At 26.6% G+C, this 16,622-nt stretch carries 15 protein-coding genes; 3 read left to right on the top strand and 12 right to left on the bottom strand.

The annotated features are described in order from the left end of the window. Positions 1-16 precede the first annotated feature (16 nt). From yidC to rpmH, 3 genes are all read right to left on the bottom strand, one after another. On the bottom strand, positions 17-1,609 hold the full coding sequence (gene yidC / locus ATN01_RS00075; protein ID WP_075433090.1) for a membrane protein insertase YidC: 1,593 nt from the start codon (positions 1,607-1,609) through the stop codon (positions 17-19). A 209-nt stretch (positions 1,610-1,818) separates the two neighbouring features. Next, on the bottom strand, positions 1,819-2,163 hold the full coding sequence (gene rnpA / locus ATN01_RS00070; protein ID WP_075433089.1) for a ribonuclease P protein component: 345 nt from the start codon (positions 2,161-2,163) through the stop codon (positions 1,819-1,821). Positions 2,164-2,173: 10 nt separating this feature from the next. Then, positions 2,174-2,317: a 50S ribosomal protein L34 gene (rpmH, locus tag ATN01_RS00065; RefSeq protein ID WP_075433088.1), complete on the bottom strand. Its 144-nt coding sequence runs from the start codon at positions 2,315-2,317 to the stop codon at positions 2,174-2,176. Between the two features lie 451 nt (positions 2,318-2,768). Here rpmH and dnaA point away from each other — a divergent pair, with 451 nt between their 5' ends. From dnaA to gyrB, 3 genes are all read left to right on the top strand, one after another. After that, on the top strand, positions 2,769-4,133 hold the full coding sequence (dnaA, locus tag ATN01_RS00060; RefSeq protein WP_075433087.1) for a chromosomal replication initiator protein DnaA: 1,365 nt from the start codon (positions 2,769-2,771) through the stop codon (positions 4,131-4,133). A gap of 4 nt (positions 4,134-4,137) precedes the next feature. Further along, the gene (gene dnaN, locus ATN01_RS00055) at positions 4,138-5,238 is read left to right on the top strand and encodes a DNA polymerase III subunit beta (RefSeq protein WP_075433086.1); all 1,101 of its coding nucleotides are present in this window, start codon (positions 4,138-4,140) and stop codon (positions 5,236-5,238) included. A gap of 91 nt (positions 5,239-5,329) precedes the next feature. Continuing rightward, on the top strand, positions 5,330-7,735 hold the full coding sequence (gyrB, locus tag ATN01_RS00050; RefSeq protein WP_075433085.1) for a DNA topoisomerase (ATP-hydrolyzing) subunit B: 2,406 nt from the start codon (positions 5,330-5,332) through the stop codon (positions 7,733-7,735). A gap of 75 nt (positions 7,736-7,810) precedes the next feature. Here gyrB and ATN01_RS00045 read toward each other — a convergent pair whose 3' ends face one another. The 9 genes from ATN01_RS00045 to mnmG form a co-directional block, all read right to left on the bottom strand. Next, positions 7,811-8,224 carry a F0F1 ATP synthase subunit epsilon gene (locus tag ATN01_RS00045; RefSeq protein WP_082248316.1) on the bottom strand — a complete coding sequence of 138 codons (414 nt, stop codon included), beginning with the start codon at positions 8,222-8,224 and terminating at the stop codon, positions 7,811-7,813. A 17-nt stretch (positions 8,225-8,241) separates the two neighbouring features. After that, complete coding sequence (gene atpD / locus ATN01_RS00040) at positions 8,242-9,639, bottom strand: F0F1 ATP synthase subunit beta (protein WP_075433083.1); 1,398 nt, start codon at positions 9,637-9,639, stop codon at positions 8,242-8,244. A 15-nt stretch (positions 9,640-9,654) separates the two neighbouring features. Further along, complete coding sequence (gene atpG / locus ATN01_RS00035) at positions 9,655-10,527, bottom strand: F0F1 ATP synthase subunit gamma (protein ID WP_075433082.1); 873 nt, start codon at positions 10,525-10,527, stop codon at positions 9,655-9,657. A 34-nt stretch (positions 10,528-10,561) separates the two neighbouring features. After that, a complete protein-coding gene (atpA, locus tag ATN01_RS00030; protein WP_075433081.1) occupies positions 10,562-12,100 on the bottom strand; it encodes a F0F1 ATP synthase subunit alpha in 1,539 nt (512 codons plus the stop codon). A gap of 12 nt (positions 12,101-12,112) precedes the next feature. After that, entirely contained in the window at positions 12,113-12,643 is a 531-nt protein-coding gene (locus ATN01_RS00025; protein WP_075433080.1) for a F0F1 ATP synthase subunit delta, read from the bottom strand. Beyond that, positions 12,643-13,128 (bottom strand): F0F1 ATP synthase subunit B, encoded by a 486-nt coding sequence (locus ATN01_RS00020; RefSeq protein WP_075433079.1) that lies wholly within the window; start codon positions 13,126-13,128, stop codon positions 12,643-12,645. Before ATN01_RS00020 ends, ATN01_RS00025 begins: the two co-directional genes overlap by 1 nt. Before the next feature lie 145 nt (positions 13,129-13,273). Further along, positions 13,274-13,513, bottom strand: coding sequence for a F0F1 ATP synthase subunit C (gene atpE, locus ATN01_RS00015; RefSeq protein ID WP_075433078.1), 240 nt, complete (start codon positions 13,511-13,513; stop codon positions 13,274-13,276). Positions 13,514-13,553: 40 nt separating this feature from the next. After that, complete coding sequence (gene atpB / locus ATN01_RS00010) at positions 13,554-14,375, bottom strand: F0F1 ATP synthase subunit A (RefSeq protein ID WP_075433077.1); 822 nt, start codon at positions 14,373-14,375, stop codon at positions 13,554-13,556. 168 nt (positions 14,376-14,543) lie between these two features. After that, on the bottom strand, positions 14,544-16,430 hold the full coding sequence (gene mnmG, locus ATN01_RS00005) for a tRNA uridine-5-carboxymethylaminomethyl(34) synthesis enzyme MnmG (protein ID WP_075433076.1): 1,887 nt from the start codon (positions 16,428-16,430) through the stop codon (positions 14,544-14,546). Positions 16,431-16,622 lie beyond the last annotated feature (192 nt).

The raw sequence follows: 16,622 nt of genomic DNA, 5'->3' as shown, positions 1-16,622 counted from the left end.
TTCTATATCTTATAAATTAATTTAATTTAGAAAAAATAAATCGTTGTTGTATAATGGTAACTACATTACTTATAATGTAGTATAAAACTAATCCTGAAGGAAACCATAAAAAAAAGATTGTAAAAATTATAGGGATAAAATGCATAATCTTTTTTTGAAAAGGATCTGTGACATTACTAACTGATGATATCTTTTGAATAATAAACATTGTCAAACCCATAATCATGGGTAATATATAATATGGATCTTGACTAGATAAATCATGTACCCATAAAATAAATGGAGAATGTCGTAATTCTACAGAACTGATAAGCATATAATAAAGAGATAAAAAAATTGGCATCTGAATAAAAATAGGTAAAAAACCTCCTAAGGGATTAATTCTTTCGTTTTTATATAATATAATGATTTCTTGACTAATACGTTTTTTATCATGTTTAAATTTTTCTTTTATTTCTTTTATTTTAGGTTGTAACATACGCATTTTTGCCATAGAAACATATTGTGATTTTGTTAAAGGATAGGTAATTGCTTTCATAATGAAAGTAATTAAAATAATAGAAAAACCCCAGTTTCCTATGATTTTATGTAAAAAAGTTAATAACTGAAATAATGGCTGTGATAAAAACCAAAGCCAACCATAATCTACTGTCAAATCTAAGTTTGGTGCCACTAACTGCATTTCTTTTTGTATTTCAGGACCAATCCATATTTTTGATTTTATAAGAGATTTAGAATAAGGTGATACATGAATTACTGGAGATTTATAACCAATTGCAGCAATTCCATGATCCAAATTAGCAGTATATATGGTATTTTGACCTATACTATCACCAGGAATCCATGCAACGGCAAAATATTGCTGTAACATCGCAATCCAACCATTCGTAGTAAGAACATGCAAATTTTTATTATGAGAAATAGCATCAAACTTATATTTTTCATATTTATTATCAGAACTTGAATAAGCAGCACCTCGAAAAGTTTGAAGTGCAAAATTTCCACTATAAGAATTACGCTTTTCTGGTAAACTAATAGTTTGTTTTATTTGTCCCAACATATTCATTTCTAGCGAATCTTGAGTCGAATTGTCAATCTCGTATTCTACCTGAACATCATATCTCTTAGGTTTTAGAATAAAAGTTTTTGTATAAGTTACACCGTTTTTATTAATCCATTTTATTGGAACACGTAATTCTTTTTCATGATCTTCTAATTTAAAAGAATTTTTTTTTGCAACATATAACGGCCTAGTATCATTATTAAAACGATCTGGTCCATCTTTTCCAGTTAATCCACTTTGAGCTTGATAAATAAAATCAGGTGTCGTTTCAAGTAATTTAAAAGGTTTAGACGAATGCAATTGATCTTTATATGTTAATAAATAAGCTTCTTCTATATCTCCTCCATACATATTTACTGATAAACTAATAACATCATTTTTTATAACAATTTGATTGTTATGTTTTTCTGTATTTAAAAAATGTGACGTTAAATTTTTTTTTTCATTTGTTTTATTACTTGATGATATTTGACTTTGCCATGCTTGCCAAAGCAAGAAAGAGACAAATAAAAAAGCAAAAATAAAAAAATTACGTTGTACTTCCATAATTAGTATTCACTTTTATCTTTAATATTTAAAGGTAAAAAATTATATTTATCTGCATTTAAAGACTATTACAATAAAAAAATACACTTATTTAAATAATATTTTTGATAGTATTAAAATACTACTTTTTTAGAATAAAATAGACAATTAAGCTGTTTAAAAAAATTTAAATTTATTAATATTGGAATAACTCAAAAAATTTTTAAAAATTATCGATGATAGTTTAACCATAAAGTATTTAAAAGATTTATTTTTTGTGTATTACTTAATAACAGTATATTTTTTTTTGTTATAACTATAAAATCCATTGAACTTAATTGATGTTGTAATAAACGAAAAGTTTCTCTAATTAGTCGCTTAATTAAATTTCTATCATGAGCATATTTAATATTTTTACGAGAAATATTCAAACCTAATCTAGGATATGATAAAAAATTAATACGTCCTAAAATAGTTATACCTTGAATATTTTTTTTACAAGGTTTACTAAAAACATATTGAAAATTCATAGAATTTAATAATCTTATTTTTTTTTTTAAACAATAAGTTAGCACATTAACTCTTCTATTTAGTGGACACAGTTAAACGTGTTCTTAATTTGGCACGTCTACGTGATAAAATATAACGACCATTCTTTGTTGCCATACGAATTCTAAATCCATGTGAACGATTACGTTTTAATATTGATGGTTGAAAAGTGCGTTTCATTTTAATATTCACCTAAGAATTTATTATTAATTATGATTGATGAAATTTATTTTTAATAAAAAATCATTTTTTTAAATAATATATACTTAATTAACTTTATTTGCATTATTAATTATAGAAGTAAATGATAAAAATTGACAAATACAAGAGTTTCTCAATTAACTGATCCAAAAAAAATATTTTTAATATTTTATTCTGGTATGATAAATATGTTTTTACAACTTAACAATAATAGTACATCTAAAAATCACTTCTTTAGATAAACAAAAAATATCTCAACAATATATTACATCCTTTGCGTTATACTCACCAATCTTAGATTGTATAACTTTTAATATAAAAAATATAATTTTATATAAATTCTTTGAATAAAATTATATATTCAAAATAAATGTAATAAAAAATCTTTCAAATTTTATTTTTTATTAATTTTGTTCGATTGGAGTCTACCGTGTCACTTTGTCTTTGGAAACAGTGCCTCGACCGGTTACAGAATGAGTTACCTACTACAGAATTTAGTATGTGGATACGATCGCTGAAGGCAAAACTAAATAACAATATCTTAAAAATATACGCTCCAAATAAATTTGTTTTAGATTGGGTTAAAGATAAGTATCTAATTCATTTTAAAATCATACTGCAAGATGTTTGCGGTTCCAATTCTCCACTAATAAAATTTGAAATATATAAAAAACCTAAAGAAAAAAATATAAAAAAAAACATTTTACAAATTAATTATAATTTAAATAAAACACAAATGTGGAATCAAATTCCAATTTTTAAAAAAATATCTTATCGTTCTAATTTAAACAAAAAGCATAATTTTGAAAACTTTATAGAAGGAAAATCTAATCAACTCGCACGATCTGCAGCATTTCAAGTAGCACAAAACCTTGGCAATACTTATAATCCGTTATTTTTATATGGGGGTACTGGATTAGGTAAAACTCATTTACTACATGCTATAGGAAATGGAATTTTAACATATAAAAATAATATTAAAATAATTTATATGCATTCTGAACGTTTTGTTCAGGATATGGTTAAAGCGTTACAAAATAATACTATTGAAAAATTTAAGTTATATTATCGTTCTGTTGACGCATTATTAATAGATGATATTCAATTTTTTGCTCATAAAGAACGTTCGCAAGAAGAATTTTTTCATACATTTAATGCTTTATTAGAAGGAAATCAACAAATTATTTTAACTTCTGATCGATATCCTAAAGAAATTAATGGAGTAGAAGATCGTCTTAAATCAAGATTTGGTTGGGGCCTTACTGTTTCTATAGATCCACCAGAACTAGAAACTAGAATAGCCATTCTAATCAAGAAAGCTGATGAAAATAATATTATATTATCTAATGAAGTAGCTTGTTTTATTGCGAAACGTTTACATTCTAATGTTCGTGAACTAGAAGGTGCTCTTAATAGAGTTATTGTTAACGCACATTTTACTCGACGTACTATTACTGTCGATTTTGTTAGAGAAGCACTTAGAGATATACTTGCCTTGCAAGAAAAAATCATTACGATTGATAATATTCAAAAAACAGTGGCAGAATATTATAAAATTAAAGTGACAGATTTATTATCTAAAAAACGCTCACGATCAGTAGCTCGTCCAAGACAAATGGCTATGGCTATGGCCAAAAAACTCACCAATCATAGTCTACCAGAAATTGGAGATGCTTTTAGTGGAAGAGATCACACAACAGTTCTACATGCATGTCGCAAAATTGAACAATTGCGCGAAGAAAGTCTTGATATTAAAGAAGATTTTTTAAATTTAATCAGAACCTTATCAGTGTAATTATATGAAATTTAATATTAAAAACAAAATCTTTACCCAACATCTAAAAAAAATAAATCGTTTAATTACTAAAAATAGCACACTTCCTATTTTAGAAAACATATTGATTACTGTGAATAATGGTATTATATCTTTAACGGCAACCAATTTAGAAACAGAACTAATTTCTAATATAGAAATATCAAAAACATACACACCAGGTTCTATTACAGTTTCAGGTCAAAAACTATTAAATATTTGTCGAAATTCTTCAGAATTATCAGACATTAAAATAAGTTTAAATAAAGAGAAAATTCATATTTCTTTAGAAAATAGCAATTATATATTAAATACTTTACCTGCTGAAAATTTTCCGAATCATAATAACTTTGATCATGTTTCAGAATTTTTTATATCTTCAGACATTCTAAAAAAAATGATAGAAAAAACTCACTTTTCTATGGGAAAACAAGACGTACGATATTATCTTAATGGAATGTTATTAGAAAAAAATAAAACATCACTTTATACCGTTGCTACAGATGGATATCGTTTAGGGATTGCAAAAACCCCTTTAAAAAAAGACGTTGTTATTTTTTCAGCAATCATCCCCAGAAAGGGCATTATCGAATTACATAAACTACTAAATATAGAACCACAATTAATACATGTTTTAATTGGTAAAAACAATATTAAAATATATATAGAAAAATTAATTTTTACTGTTCAACTAATTGAAGGTGAATATCCTGACTACAAAAGTATTTTATCAAGAAAAAAACAGCACCCTATTATTTTAAATAATAAAATATTAAAACAATCATTATTGCGTGTTTCTGTATTGTCAGATAAAAACTTTTGTGGCGTAGAAATTTATATCACGAATAATAAATTTCAAGTATTATCAAACAATCAACACGAAGAAAAAGCAGAAGATTCATTTAAAATTAATTATTATGGTGAAAACATAGAAATATCTATAAATGTATACTATATCATAGAAGTTTTAAATGTTATTTCTAGCAAAAATATTTTTATATTTTTCAATGAATCTAATAATTCAATACATATCGAATCAGAAGAAGACCACTCATTATTATATGTAATTATGCTGTTACGTCGCTAAAATTTTAAAAATATTATATTTTGTTAACAAGAAAATCAAATATTTTTTAGATAACAATTATTTTCATATAAAAAAATTAACAAGGAAAAATATGAAAGATATATATGATTCTTCTAATATTAAAATTTTAAGAGGATTAGATGCTGTTCGAAAAAGACCAGGTATGTACATTGGAGATACGGAAGACGGGAGTGGTTTGCACCACATGGTTTTTGAAATTGTAGATAATTCTATTGATGAAGCATTATCAGGATATTGTAAAGAAATAATCGTTACAATTTATTTAGATAATTCAGTTTCTGTTAAAGATGATGGAAGAGGTATACCTACTGATATTCATCCTGAAGCAAATATTTCAGCTGCAGAAGTCATTATGACTGTATTACACGCAGGAGGAAAATTTGATAATTCTTCATATAAAATATCAGGAGGATTACACGGTGTAGGAATCTCTGTTGTTAATGCATTATCAGAAAAATTAGAACTGATCATTTATAAAAATAAAAAAAAATATCAACAAATATATCGAAATGGAAAACCACAGTATCCGCTTTCTATTATTGGAAAAAGCAATATCACAGGGACCTATATACGATTTTGGCCAAGTTATAAAACATTTAAAAATAAAACCATATTTCAATATGAAATATTATCTAAACGTTTACGTGAATTATCTTTTCTTAATTCTAATATTGCAATTTATTTATATGATAACAGAACTAATATAAAAAATCACTATCATTATAAAGGAGGTATTAAAGCATTCGTCAAATTTTTAAATCAAAAAAAAATAGCAATACATTCACATATATTTTATTTTAAATCTAAAAAAGAAGAAACAGAGTTAGAAATCGCTATGCAATGGACTGATTCACATCAAGAAAACATATTATGTTTTACTAATAATATACCGCAAAAAGATGGAGGGACGCATTTATCTGGTTTTCGTTCTGGCATGACACGAACATTAAACTTACATATCGAAAAAGAAGGATACAATAAAAAAAATAAAGTATCTATAACAGGAGAAGATATCAGAGAAGGATTAACAGCAGTTATATCAATAAAAATACCTGATCCAAAATTTTCATCGCAAACCAAAGATAAATTAGTATCTTCTGAAGTCAGATCAATCATAGAATCATTAATTAATGAAAATCTTATTGAATTTCTTTTAGAAAATCCAAATGATGCAAAATTTATTATTCAAAAAATCATTAATTCTACGAAAATACGAGAAGCTGCACGAAGAGCTAGAGAAATAAATAAAAGAAAAGGAATATCTGACTTAGGAACTTTACCAGGAAAATTATCTGATTGTCAAGAAAATGACCCTAAACTTTCAGAAATTTATCTGGTAGAAGGTGATTCTGCAGGAGGATCGGCTAAACAAGGAAGAAATCGAAAATATCAAGCAATTCTCCCATTAAAGGGGAAAATATTAAACGTAGAAAAATCAAAATTTGATAAAATGCTTTTATCACAAGAAGTTTCTTCTCTTATTACAGCACTAGGTTGTGGTATTGGTACAAGCGAATACAATATCGATAAACTAAGATATAATTATATCATCATCATGACTGATGCAGACGTAGATGGTGCGCATATTCGTACGTTACTTTTGACATTTTTTTATCGTCAACTACCAGAATTAATCGAAAAAGGATATATTTATATTGCACAACCACCCTTATATAAAGTTAAAAAAGGAAAAAAAGAGGAATATATTAAAAATGACGACGATATGAATAAATATCAAATTAAAATTGCTTTACAAGACATTGTTTTAAAGAAAAATAATATTCATCTTAATGAACACCGTGAAAAATTTAAAAAAATTATTTCTGAATATAATTCACTTCAAAAAAAAATACAAAAAAACACATATTTGTTACCAAAAACTATATTTAATGAATTAATTTATCATCCTTATTTAGAAGATTTAAAAGATATTAAAACAATAAAAATATGGAAAAATACATTAGTAAAAAAACTAAATCAAAATAATAATCATAATTATTATTCAATAAAAGTTAAAGAAAATCTTGAAAAGAATATTTTTGAACTTAGTATAAATATATTTAGGTATTCATCTCATATAATATATCACTTAACAGAAGAGTTTTTAAAAAGCCAGGAATATATATTAATGACAAATTTAGGTAAAAAATTTAAAAAATTGTTTTCTGATAAAATATTGATAGAAAAATCAGGTATTTTCTACGAGATAGATAATATAAAAAATACATTAAAATGGTTAATAAGACAATCTAGACGAGGTTTATCAATACAAAGATATAAAGGATTGGGAGAAATGAATCCAGAACAATTATGGAATACAACTATGAATCCTGCAACTAGAAATATGTCACAAGTAACAATTAACGATGCTCTTTCTGCAAATCATCTATTTAATACTCTTATGGGAGATGCAGTAGAACCTAGACGAAAATTTATACAAAATAATGCCTTAAAAGTGGAAAACATAGATATTTAAAAAAAATATTCATCAAATAATAAACCTTTATTATATATGCGGCAGGGAGACACCAGCCGCTTAATATTACTCTGTTCATTTAAATTTATCCATTGTTTCAAGTACACGTAATTTTGCAATTTCTTTAGCAATTTTTAATAAAATATCATTTTTTTTCATTTGTACGTTTTCATTTCGCATATCTTTTTCAGCTTTTTCTTTCGCTTTTAATATATGTGTACGATTTAAATCTACTGCTCGAATTGCGATATCTGCTAAAACAGATACAGTGTAAGGTTGAACTTCTAATATACCTCCTGATATATATATACATTCTTCTTTTTGATCTTTATGAAAAATATACAACATACCAGGTTTAATGATACTCAATAATTGTGCATGTCCTGGATAAATACCTAGTTCTCCTTCACTGCCAGATACTCGTAGTTTTCTTACTTCTCCAGAAAATATTCGTTTTTCAATACTGACTACATCTAAATAAAAACTCATAAATATATCCCAATATATTATAATATTTTCGCTTTTTCTATAACTTCTTCAATAGATCCAACCATATAAAACGCTTGTTCAGGAAAAGAATCAAACTCGCCTTCTATAATACCTTTAAAAGCTCGAATATTATCTTTTAATGAAACATATTTACCAGGAATACTAGTAAACACTTCAGCTACAAAAAAAGGTTGTGATAAAAATCTTTGAATTTTACGTGCTCTTGAAACCAATAATTTATCTTTTTCTGAAAGTTCATCCATACCTAAAATTGCAATAATATCTTTTAGTTCTTGATATCTCTGTAATATCGATTGAACGCCTAATGCAGTACGATAATGTTCTTCACCTACTATAAAAGGATCTAATTGACGACTTGTTGAATTTAAAGGATCGACTGCAGGATAAATCCCTAATGATGCTATTTGACGACTTAATGTTACTGTAGAATCTAAATGTGCAAATGTTGTTGCAGGTGAAGGATCTGTTAAGTCGTCGGCAGGTACATATACCGCCTGCACTGACGTAATAGAACCTGATTTTGTTGAAGTAATTCTTTCTTGTAACAAACCCATTTCTTCAGCTAAAGTTGGTTGATAACCGACAGCAGAAGGCATACGTCCTAATAAAGCAGAGACTTCAGTACCTGCTAATGTATATCGATATATATTATCAATAAATAATAAAACGTTTTTTCCTTCATCACGAAATTTTTCTGCTATAGTCAGACCAGTAAATGCAACTCGCAATCGATTTCCTGGTGGTTCATTCATTTGTCCATAAACAAGAGATACTTTATCTAAAACTTTAGAATCAGTCATTTCGTGGTAAAAATCATTTCCTTCTCGCGTTCTTTCTCCAACACCAGTAAATACTGAATATCCCGAATGTTCTGTTGCGATATTACGAATTAATTCCATCATATTCACTGTTTTACCTACACCAGCACCTCCGAATAAACCAACTTTACCACCCTTGGAAAATGGACAAATTAAATCAATAACCTTTATGCCAGTTTCTAATATTTCTTTAGAACTAGATTGATCTATATAATTAGGAGGAGACCGATGAATTTCCCAGTATTCAATATTAGTATTCCTTTTACTTTTTAATAATCCTTTGTTATCTATTGTTTCACCTAATACATTTAATATACGACCTAATGTAGGTTCTCCTACTGGTACTTTTATATAATGACCAAGATCATTAACAATTAAACCTCTTTTTAGACCATCAGAGGATCCCATAGCAATAGTTCTTACGATACCTGCACCTAATTGTTGTTGTACTTCTAAAATTAGTTTATGCTGTTTATTTTGTACTTCTAAAGCATTGTATATTTTAGGTACTGAATTTTGATTAAATTCTACATCGACTACAGCACCAATGATTTGGATAATTTTTCCAGTAGCCATTATATATTTAAACCTCTAACCAGTTGAAACGGCTGATGCACCGGCAATAATTTCAGTTAATTCTTGAGTAATGTTAGCTTGACGAACTTTATTATACAACAATTTTAATTCTTTAATACGTTCAGTACTGTTTTCGGTTGCTGTTTTCATAGCCATCATGCGAGCAGCGTGTTCGCTTGCAATATTTTCTAATATACTTTGATATACTTGAGATTCAATATATCTTTTAAATAAACTGTCTATAATCAATTTAGATTCTGATTCATATAAATAATCCCATCGTTTAGTACTGATAGTTTCAGACTTTATACGAGATAGAGGAAGAAGTTGAATGATTTTCGGATATTGTGACATCTTGTTATGAAATTCATTATAAGCAATAAAAATTTTATCAATACGTTTAATTTGATATTTTTTTAATAAAACATCTATTCCATTAATTACTTTTAAAATATTAGGATGTTCTCCTAAATGAGTTATTTTTGAAAGAATATTATTCTCACATAATTTAAAAACAGGTAAACTTTTTAATCCAAATAAAATTAAATCACATGGAATGTTTTTTTGAGTAAAATTTTGAATTTTGAATAATACTTTTCTAAATAAATTACTGTTTAAACTACCACATAATCCTCTATCAGAGGAAACTATAATCAGTCCAATACGTTTTATTTTTCTAGTTTCTAAATAACTATGTTTATATTCTAAATGTCCCTGTGCTACATGATTAATAACTTTTCTGATAATTTCGGAATATGGTCGTCCTGAAGACATTCTTTCTTCAGTTTTTCGCATTTTTGATATTGCTACCATTTCCATTGCTTTAGTTATTTTTTTTGTATTAACTACACTAGTGATTTGAGTTTTTATTTCTTTTATACTTGCCACTATTTTCTCTTTTAAACTAATTCATGATTTTTAATTAAAACTGAGTTTTTTTAAAATTAGTAATTAATTTTGTTAATTCTTTTTCTATAAGTATAGTAAAACTACCTTCTTTATTAATTTCATTCATTAAATCAGGATAATAATTATAAGCGTAAATTAATATTTCTTTTTCGAATTGCATAATCTGATCTACAGAAATATCATCAAAAAAATTATTTGCTGCAACAAAGAGTATAAGACTTTGTTCAGATACAGACATTGGTGAATATTGTTTTTGTTTTAATAATTCTGTAATTTTTTGACCATAATTTAATTGTTTCCGAGTTATGTCATCTAAATCAGATGAAAATTGTGCAAACGCTGCAAGTTCTTGATATTGTGCTAGCGCAGTCCGAATACCAGAAGAAAATTTTTTAATAATTTCACTTTGCGCTGCACTACCTACACGAGACACAGATATACCAGGATTAACAGCAGGACGAATACCAGAATTAAATAAATTCGATTCTAAAAATATTTGTCCATCTGTAATAGAAATAACGTTAGTAGGGACAAAGGCAGAAACATCACCTGATTGGGTTTCAATAATAGGTAAAGCCGTAATTGAGCCAGTTTTTCCAATGATTTTATCATGAGTTATTTTTTGTATATATGATGCAGAAACACGAGATGCTCTTTCTAGAAGACGCGAATGAAGATAAAATATATCTCCTGGAAACGCTTCTCGACCTGGTGGCCTACGTAACAATAAAGAAATTTGACGATAAGCTACTGCATGTTTTGAAAGATCATCGTAAACGATTAATGCATCATTCCCATGATTACGAAAATATTCTGCCATTGCGCAACCAGAATAAGGGGCTAAATATTGCAAAGAAGCAGCTTCTGAAGCTGACGCTACTACAATAATAGTATTCAATAAAGCATTGTTTTCTTCTAAATTTTTTACTACATTAATAACTGTAGAAAGTTTTTGTCCAATTGCTACATAGATACATTTTACACCTGATTTTTTTTGATTAATAATAGTGTCTATCGCAAGTGCAGTTTTTCCTGTTTGTCTATCGCCAATAATTAATTCACGTTGTCCTTTACCTATAGGAACCATTGAATCAACTACTTTGTAACCAGTTTGGATTGGTTGATCAATTGACTGACGTTCAATTACACCAGGAGCATCTGTTTCTACTGGAAAAAAACCATCATTCTTTATAGCTTTTTTACCATCAATTGGCAATCCTAATGCATTAACTACTCTACCTAATAGATTATGACCTACTGGTACTTCTAAAATTTTACCAGTACATTGTACTTTGGTACCCTCAGAAATATGAACGTAAGGTCCCATAACAACTGCACCTACCGTGTCTCTTTCTATATTCAATGCAATAGCATATTCATTATTAGGCAAAGCAATCATTTCACCTAACATAACGTCAGAAAGACCATTAATCTTAATGATACCATCACTAACAGAAATAATCGTACCCTCATTATAAGATTCATTAAATATTTCAAATTGAGCTATTCTTTCTTTAATTAATTTACTAATTTCTGTAGAATTTAATTGCATGTATTAATTCTCTTAAAAATCTAAAACGTTAGATAATTGTTGAATATAATTACGAATGGATAAATCAACAACTGTATTATTTATTTTTAGAACAATTCCATCAAGTAAATCATGATTGACTTTACATAAAAATTGAATTTTTTTTAAAAATCTTTTTTCTAATACGGTTTGTATTTGAAATATTTGTTTTTGTTCTAAAGAACAAGAACTTATTAATTCAACAATTAAAATATTTTTATAATCTGCTTCTAACTTTAAGAATTTGTTTAATATATTTGTGATAACATTAAAACGTTGATTTTCACATAATAATTTTATTAAATTTTTTTTTTCTTCATCTAAATTACCGCAAATTTCAATAAATACTGATGATAAATATTTTGGAGAAAATGATTTAGATAATAATATTCTAATTTTAGAATCAGCAGTAATGTCGTTAATAAATATTAAAAATTCTTTCCATTTTTGCATTGAATTTTTATACACTGCAATTTCAAAAATTGCTCTAGCATAAGGTCGAGCGATAGTATCTGCTACTGACATTACGTATTTACCTGAGATAAAGAAAGAATCAAATCATTCAAAAAATTTTTTTTATTATCTTTATGAATGTGTTTTTTAATAATTTTTTCTGCCATAGTAATAGAGAGTTGTGTAATTTCTTTATGTAAATTTTTACGTGCATTGATAATTTTTATTTCAATATCTGATTCAGCTTTTAAAAAAATTTTTTTACTTTCTTCTAAAGCTTGATTTTTGGCTTCTTCTAAAATCAATAATTTTTGTTTATTAGCTTCATTTAAAATAACTGAAGCTTTAATTTTTGCAGTTTCAATTTTTTTTTGTATATCATTTTCAATGATAGATAATTTTTCGCGAGCTTTTTTCGTACGCACTAATGATTCTTTTATCTCTTTTTGTCTGGTTTCAATGGCTAACATAATAGGAGGCCAAACGTATCTCATACAAAACCAAACAAATAAAAAAAAAGAAATTGCTTGTCCTAAAATTGTCGCATTAAGATTCACACAATGTACCTTATATATTAAAATGAAAATTAATTTTTAGATTAACTACAATCTTTACGTTAACTGGAAACGTAAAGATTTTGTTTTGTAATTTTATTTGGCAAGCTAACAACAAGTGTATTCTGTAAAAGAAATAAAAAACACATTATGAAATAGCAAAAAGCATATAGAGACCTAAACCTACAGCGATCATCGGAATAGCATCAACCAATCCCATTACAACAAAAAACTGTGTTCTTAATAAAGGAACTAGATCAGGTTGTCTAGCAGCTCCCTCTAAAAATTTACTACCTAAAATTCCAATACCAATTGCTGCTCCAATTGAAGCTAATCCAACCATTATAGCTACTGCTATATAAAGCATTTCAGAATTTAAATGTTCCATTATGAACTCCAGTTTTTAATAAAATAATAATATACAAACATTAATTCTCATGAGAGTGAGAAGCAATTGATAAATAAACAATAGTCAATACCATAAAAATAAATGCTTGCAATGTAATTATTAAAATATGAAAAATAGCCCATGGCACGTTTAAAAAACATTGTGACCACCATGGAAGTAAACCTGCAATCAAAATAAAAATCATTTCTCCGGCATACATATTTCCAAAAAGTCGCAATCCTAATGAAATCGGTTTAGACAGTAATGCAACAAATTCCAATATAAAATTAAAAACAAAAAATACAGGATGATTAAAAGGTTGTAAAGTTAATTCCTTAAAAAAAACAATCAATCCTTTTATTTTGATAGTATAAAATAAAATCAAAAAGAAAATACCTAATGACATCGATAATGTAATATTAATATCTGCAGAAGGTACAATACGCATAGCTGGTAATTTAAATACTTCTTTAGAAATAAAAGGTAATAAATCAATTGGAACTAAATCCATAAGATTCATCAAAAATACCCAAATAAATACTGTTAGAGACAATGGTGCAATAAGAGCATTTTGACCTTGATACATGCTTTTAACATTAGAACTAATAAATTCAAAAATTAATTCAATAAATGCTTGTAACTTTCCTGGAACACCAGTTGTAATTTTTTTTCCCATTAAATAAAAAAGAATCAAAAAAAAACCACCCAAAAAAAGAGAAAAAAATATTGAATCAACATTCAAAGACCAATAAGAAGGAATATTTCCTGGTTCAATGATCTTAAAAGTACGTAAATCTATTTGTAAATGATGTAAATGATGACTAATATATTTTTGAGGATTAGATATTTTTTCTAAAACCATAGAATATTCTCATTTTTTTAAAATTTCAAAAAATTGTAAGAAAACTATTTAAGATTATTTTTTTTAACTAAAGAAATTATTATGTATTTTAAATTGAGTAAAATCAAATTTTAATTATTATAAATTAAAAAATTTATCAAAAAAATAAAGTCAACAATCAGTATGACACTATAAAGCATTTTTATAGGATTCTTTTTTTAAATAAATCAATAATATTGATATAGCAGCTGGTGTAATACCAGAAATTCTTGAAGCTTGACCAATAGAAATAGGTTTATGATAATTCAATTTTTTTACTACTTCAGAAGACAATCCTTTTATAGTATTATAATCACAATCAGCTGACAAAAAGGTATGCTCATTTTTTATTTGTCTATTAATTTCTTCCAATTGTCGTTTAATATAACCTTCATATTTAATTTGATTTTCTATTTGTTCAATAACTTGAAAATCAAAAATTCCTTTGTTAAATTTTTCTAAAAGTTGTAAATCCTTATATTTAATTTCCGGTCGTTTTAATAATTCAATCATACTAATTTCGTGATTTAAATTAATACGATAATATTTACTTAAAAAATTAGAATCAGGTGATATAGGAGATATTTTCAGAGTTTGTAAACGATTAATTTCACTTTTTATATTTGACAACTTTTCATTGTAATGACTCCATCTTAAATCATTTACTAAACCTAACTTTCGACCAATTTCTGTTAGTCGTAAATCAGCATTGTCTTCTCTCAAAAGCAACCTATACTCAGCTCGTGAGGTAAACATTCGATACGGTTCTTCTGTCCCCTTTGTAGTAAGATCATCTATTAAAACACCTAAGTAAGCCTGATCACGTCTAGGAAACCAATGTTGTCTTTCCATTGCATTTAATCCAGCATTTAAACCTGCTAATAATCCTTGTGAAGCTGCTTCTTCATAACCAGTTGTACCATTAATTTGACCAGCAAAAAATAGTCCTTTAATCAACTTACTTTCCAAAGTCAAATTCAAATCTTTTGGATCAAAAAAATCATATTCAACAGCATATCCAGGAGTAATAATTTTAGATTTTTCTAAACCTTTTATAGAAGTCAACAATTTTTTTTGAATATCTAAAGGTAGACTAGTTGAAATTCCATTAGGATATATTTTTAAACTAGATAATCCTTCAGGCTCTAAAAAAATTTGATGTGATTTCTTATCGGGAAAACGAACAACTTTATCCTCAATTGAAGGACAATATCGAGGACCTAAACCTTTTAAAACTCCTTGATATATAGGACTTTTATCTAAATTATTACGTATGATTTCGTGTGTTTTTTCATTGGTATGAGTAAGATAACAAGGTATTTGTTTAGGATGATTTGCAACATCACCTATAAATGAAAAAACTGGAATAGGATTATCACTATTTTGTACAAATAAATCGTTCAAATCAATAGTATTAATATCAATTCTAGGTGGTGTTCCAGTTTTTAACCTATTGACTCGTAAAGATAAATCTCTTAAACGATTAGATAAATCTATAGAAGATTTGTCTCCTATTCTACCAAAAGAATAACTATTTAAACCTATATGTATTCTAGCACCTAAAAAAGTTCCTGTTGCTAATACAACTGATTTTGAAAAAAAATTATTTTCATTTTGTGTTAATACACCTTTAACAGTATAGTTGTTAAAAATTAAATCTTTTACTTCTTCTTCTAGAATTAATAAATTAGATTGTTTTTGTAACAATCTTTTTATATTTTTATGATAAAGAAGTCTATCAGCTTGAGCTCTAGTAGATCTCACAGCAGGACCTTTAGATGAATTTAAAATTCTAAATTGAATGCCAGAATGATCAATTGCTTCAGCCATTATCCCGCCTAGTGCATCAATTTCCTTAACTAAATGACTTTTACCTATTCCACCAATTGCAGGATTACACGATAACACACCTAAATCTGTAATTTTTTGAGTTAATAACAAAGTTTTACAACCTATTCTTGCTGATGCCATAGCTGCTTCAGTACCAGCATGTCCTGCGCCAATTACAATCACATCAAAATTTTTTAAATTAAACATGCAAAAAGACCTTTTAAAACATTTAATAATTTTAAAATCATTAATATAATATATTAAGATAACATATTTTGATAATAAAAAAAAAATATAATAAATATAATCTAAATACTGTCTATTATATTTTAGTTAAAAATAAAAAAAATATAATTATTATTTGTTATTATTATTAGTGAATACTAAACCTGTGGATAA

It is taken from the genome of Buchnera aphidicola (Diuraphis noxia) (assembly GCF_001700895.1).
GTDB classification, from domain to species: Bacteria; Pseudomonadota; Gammaproteobacteria; order Enterobacterales; family Enterobacteriaceae; genus Buchnera; species Buchnera aphidicola_D.
Note: the sequence above shows the minus strand (reverse complement) of the source record. Positions and strands in the feature narration are given on the sequence as shown.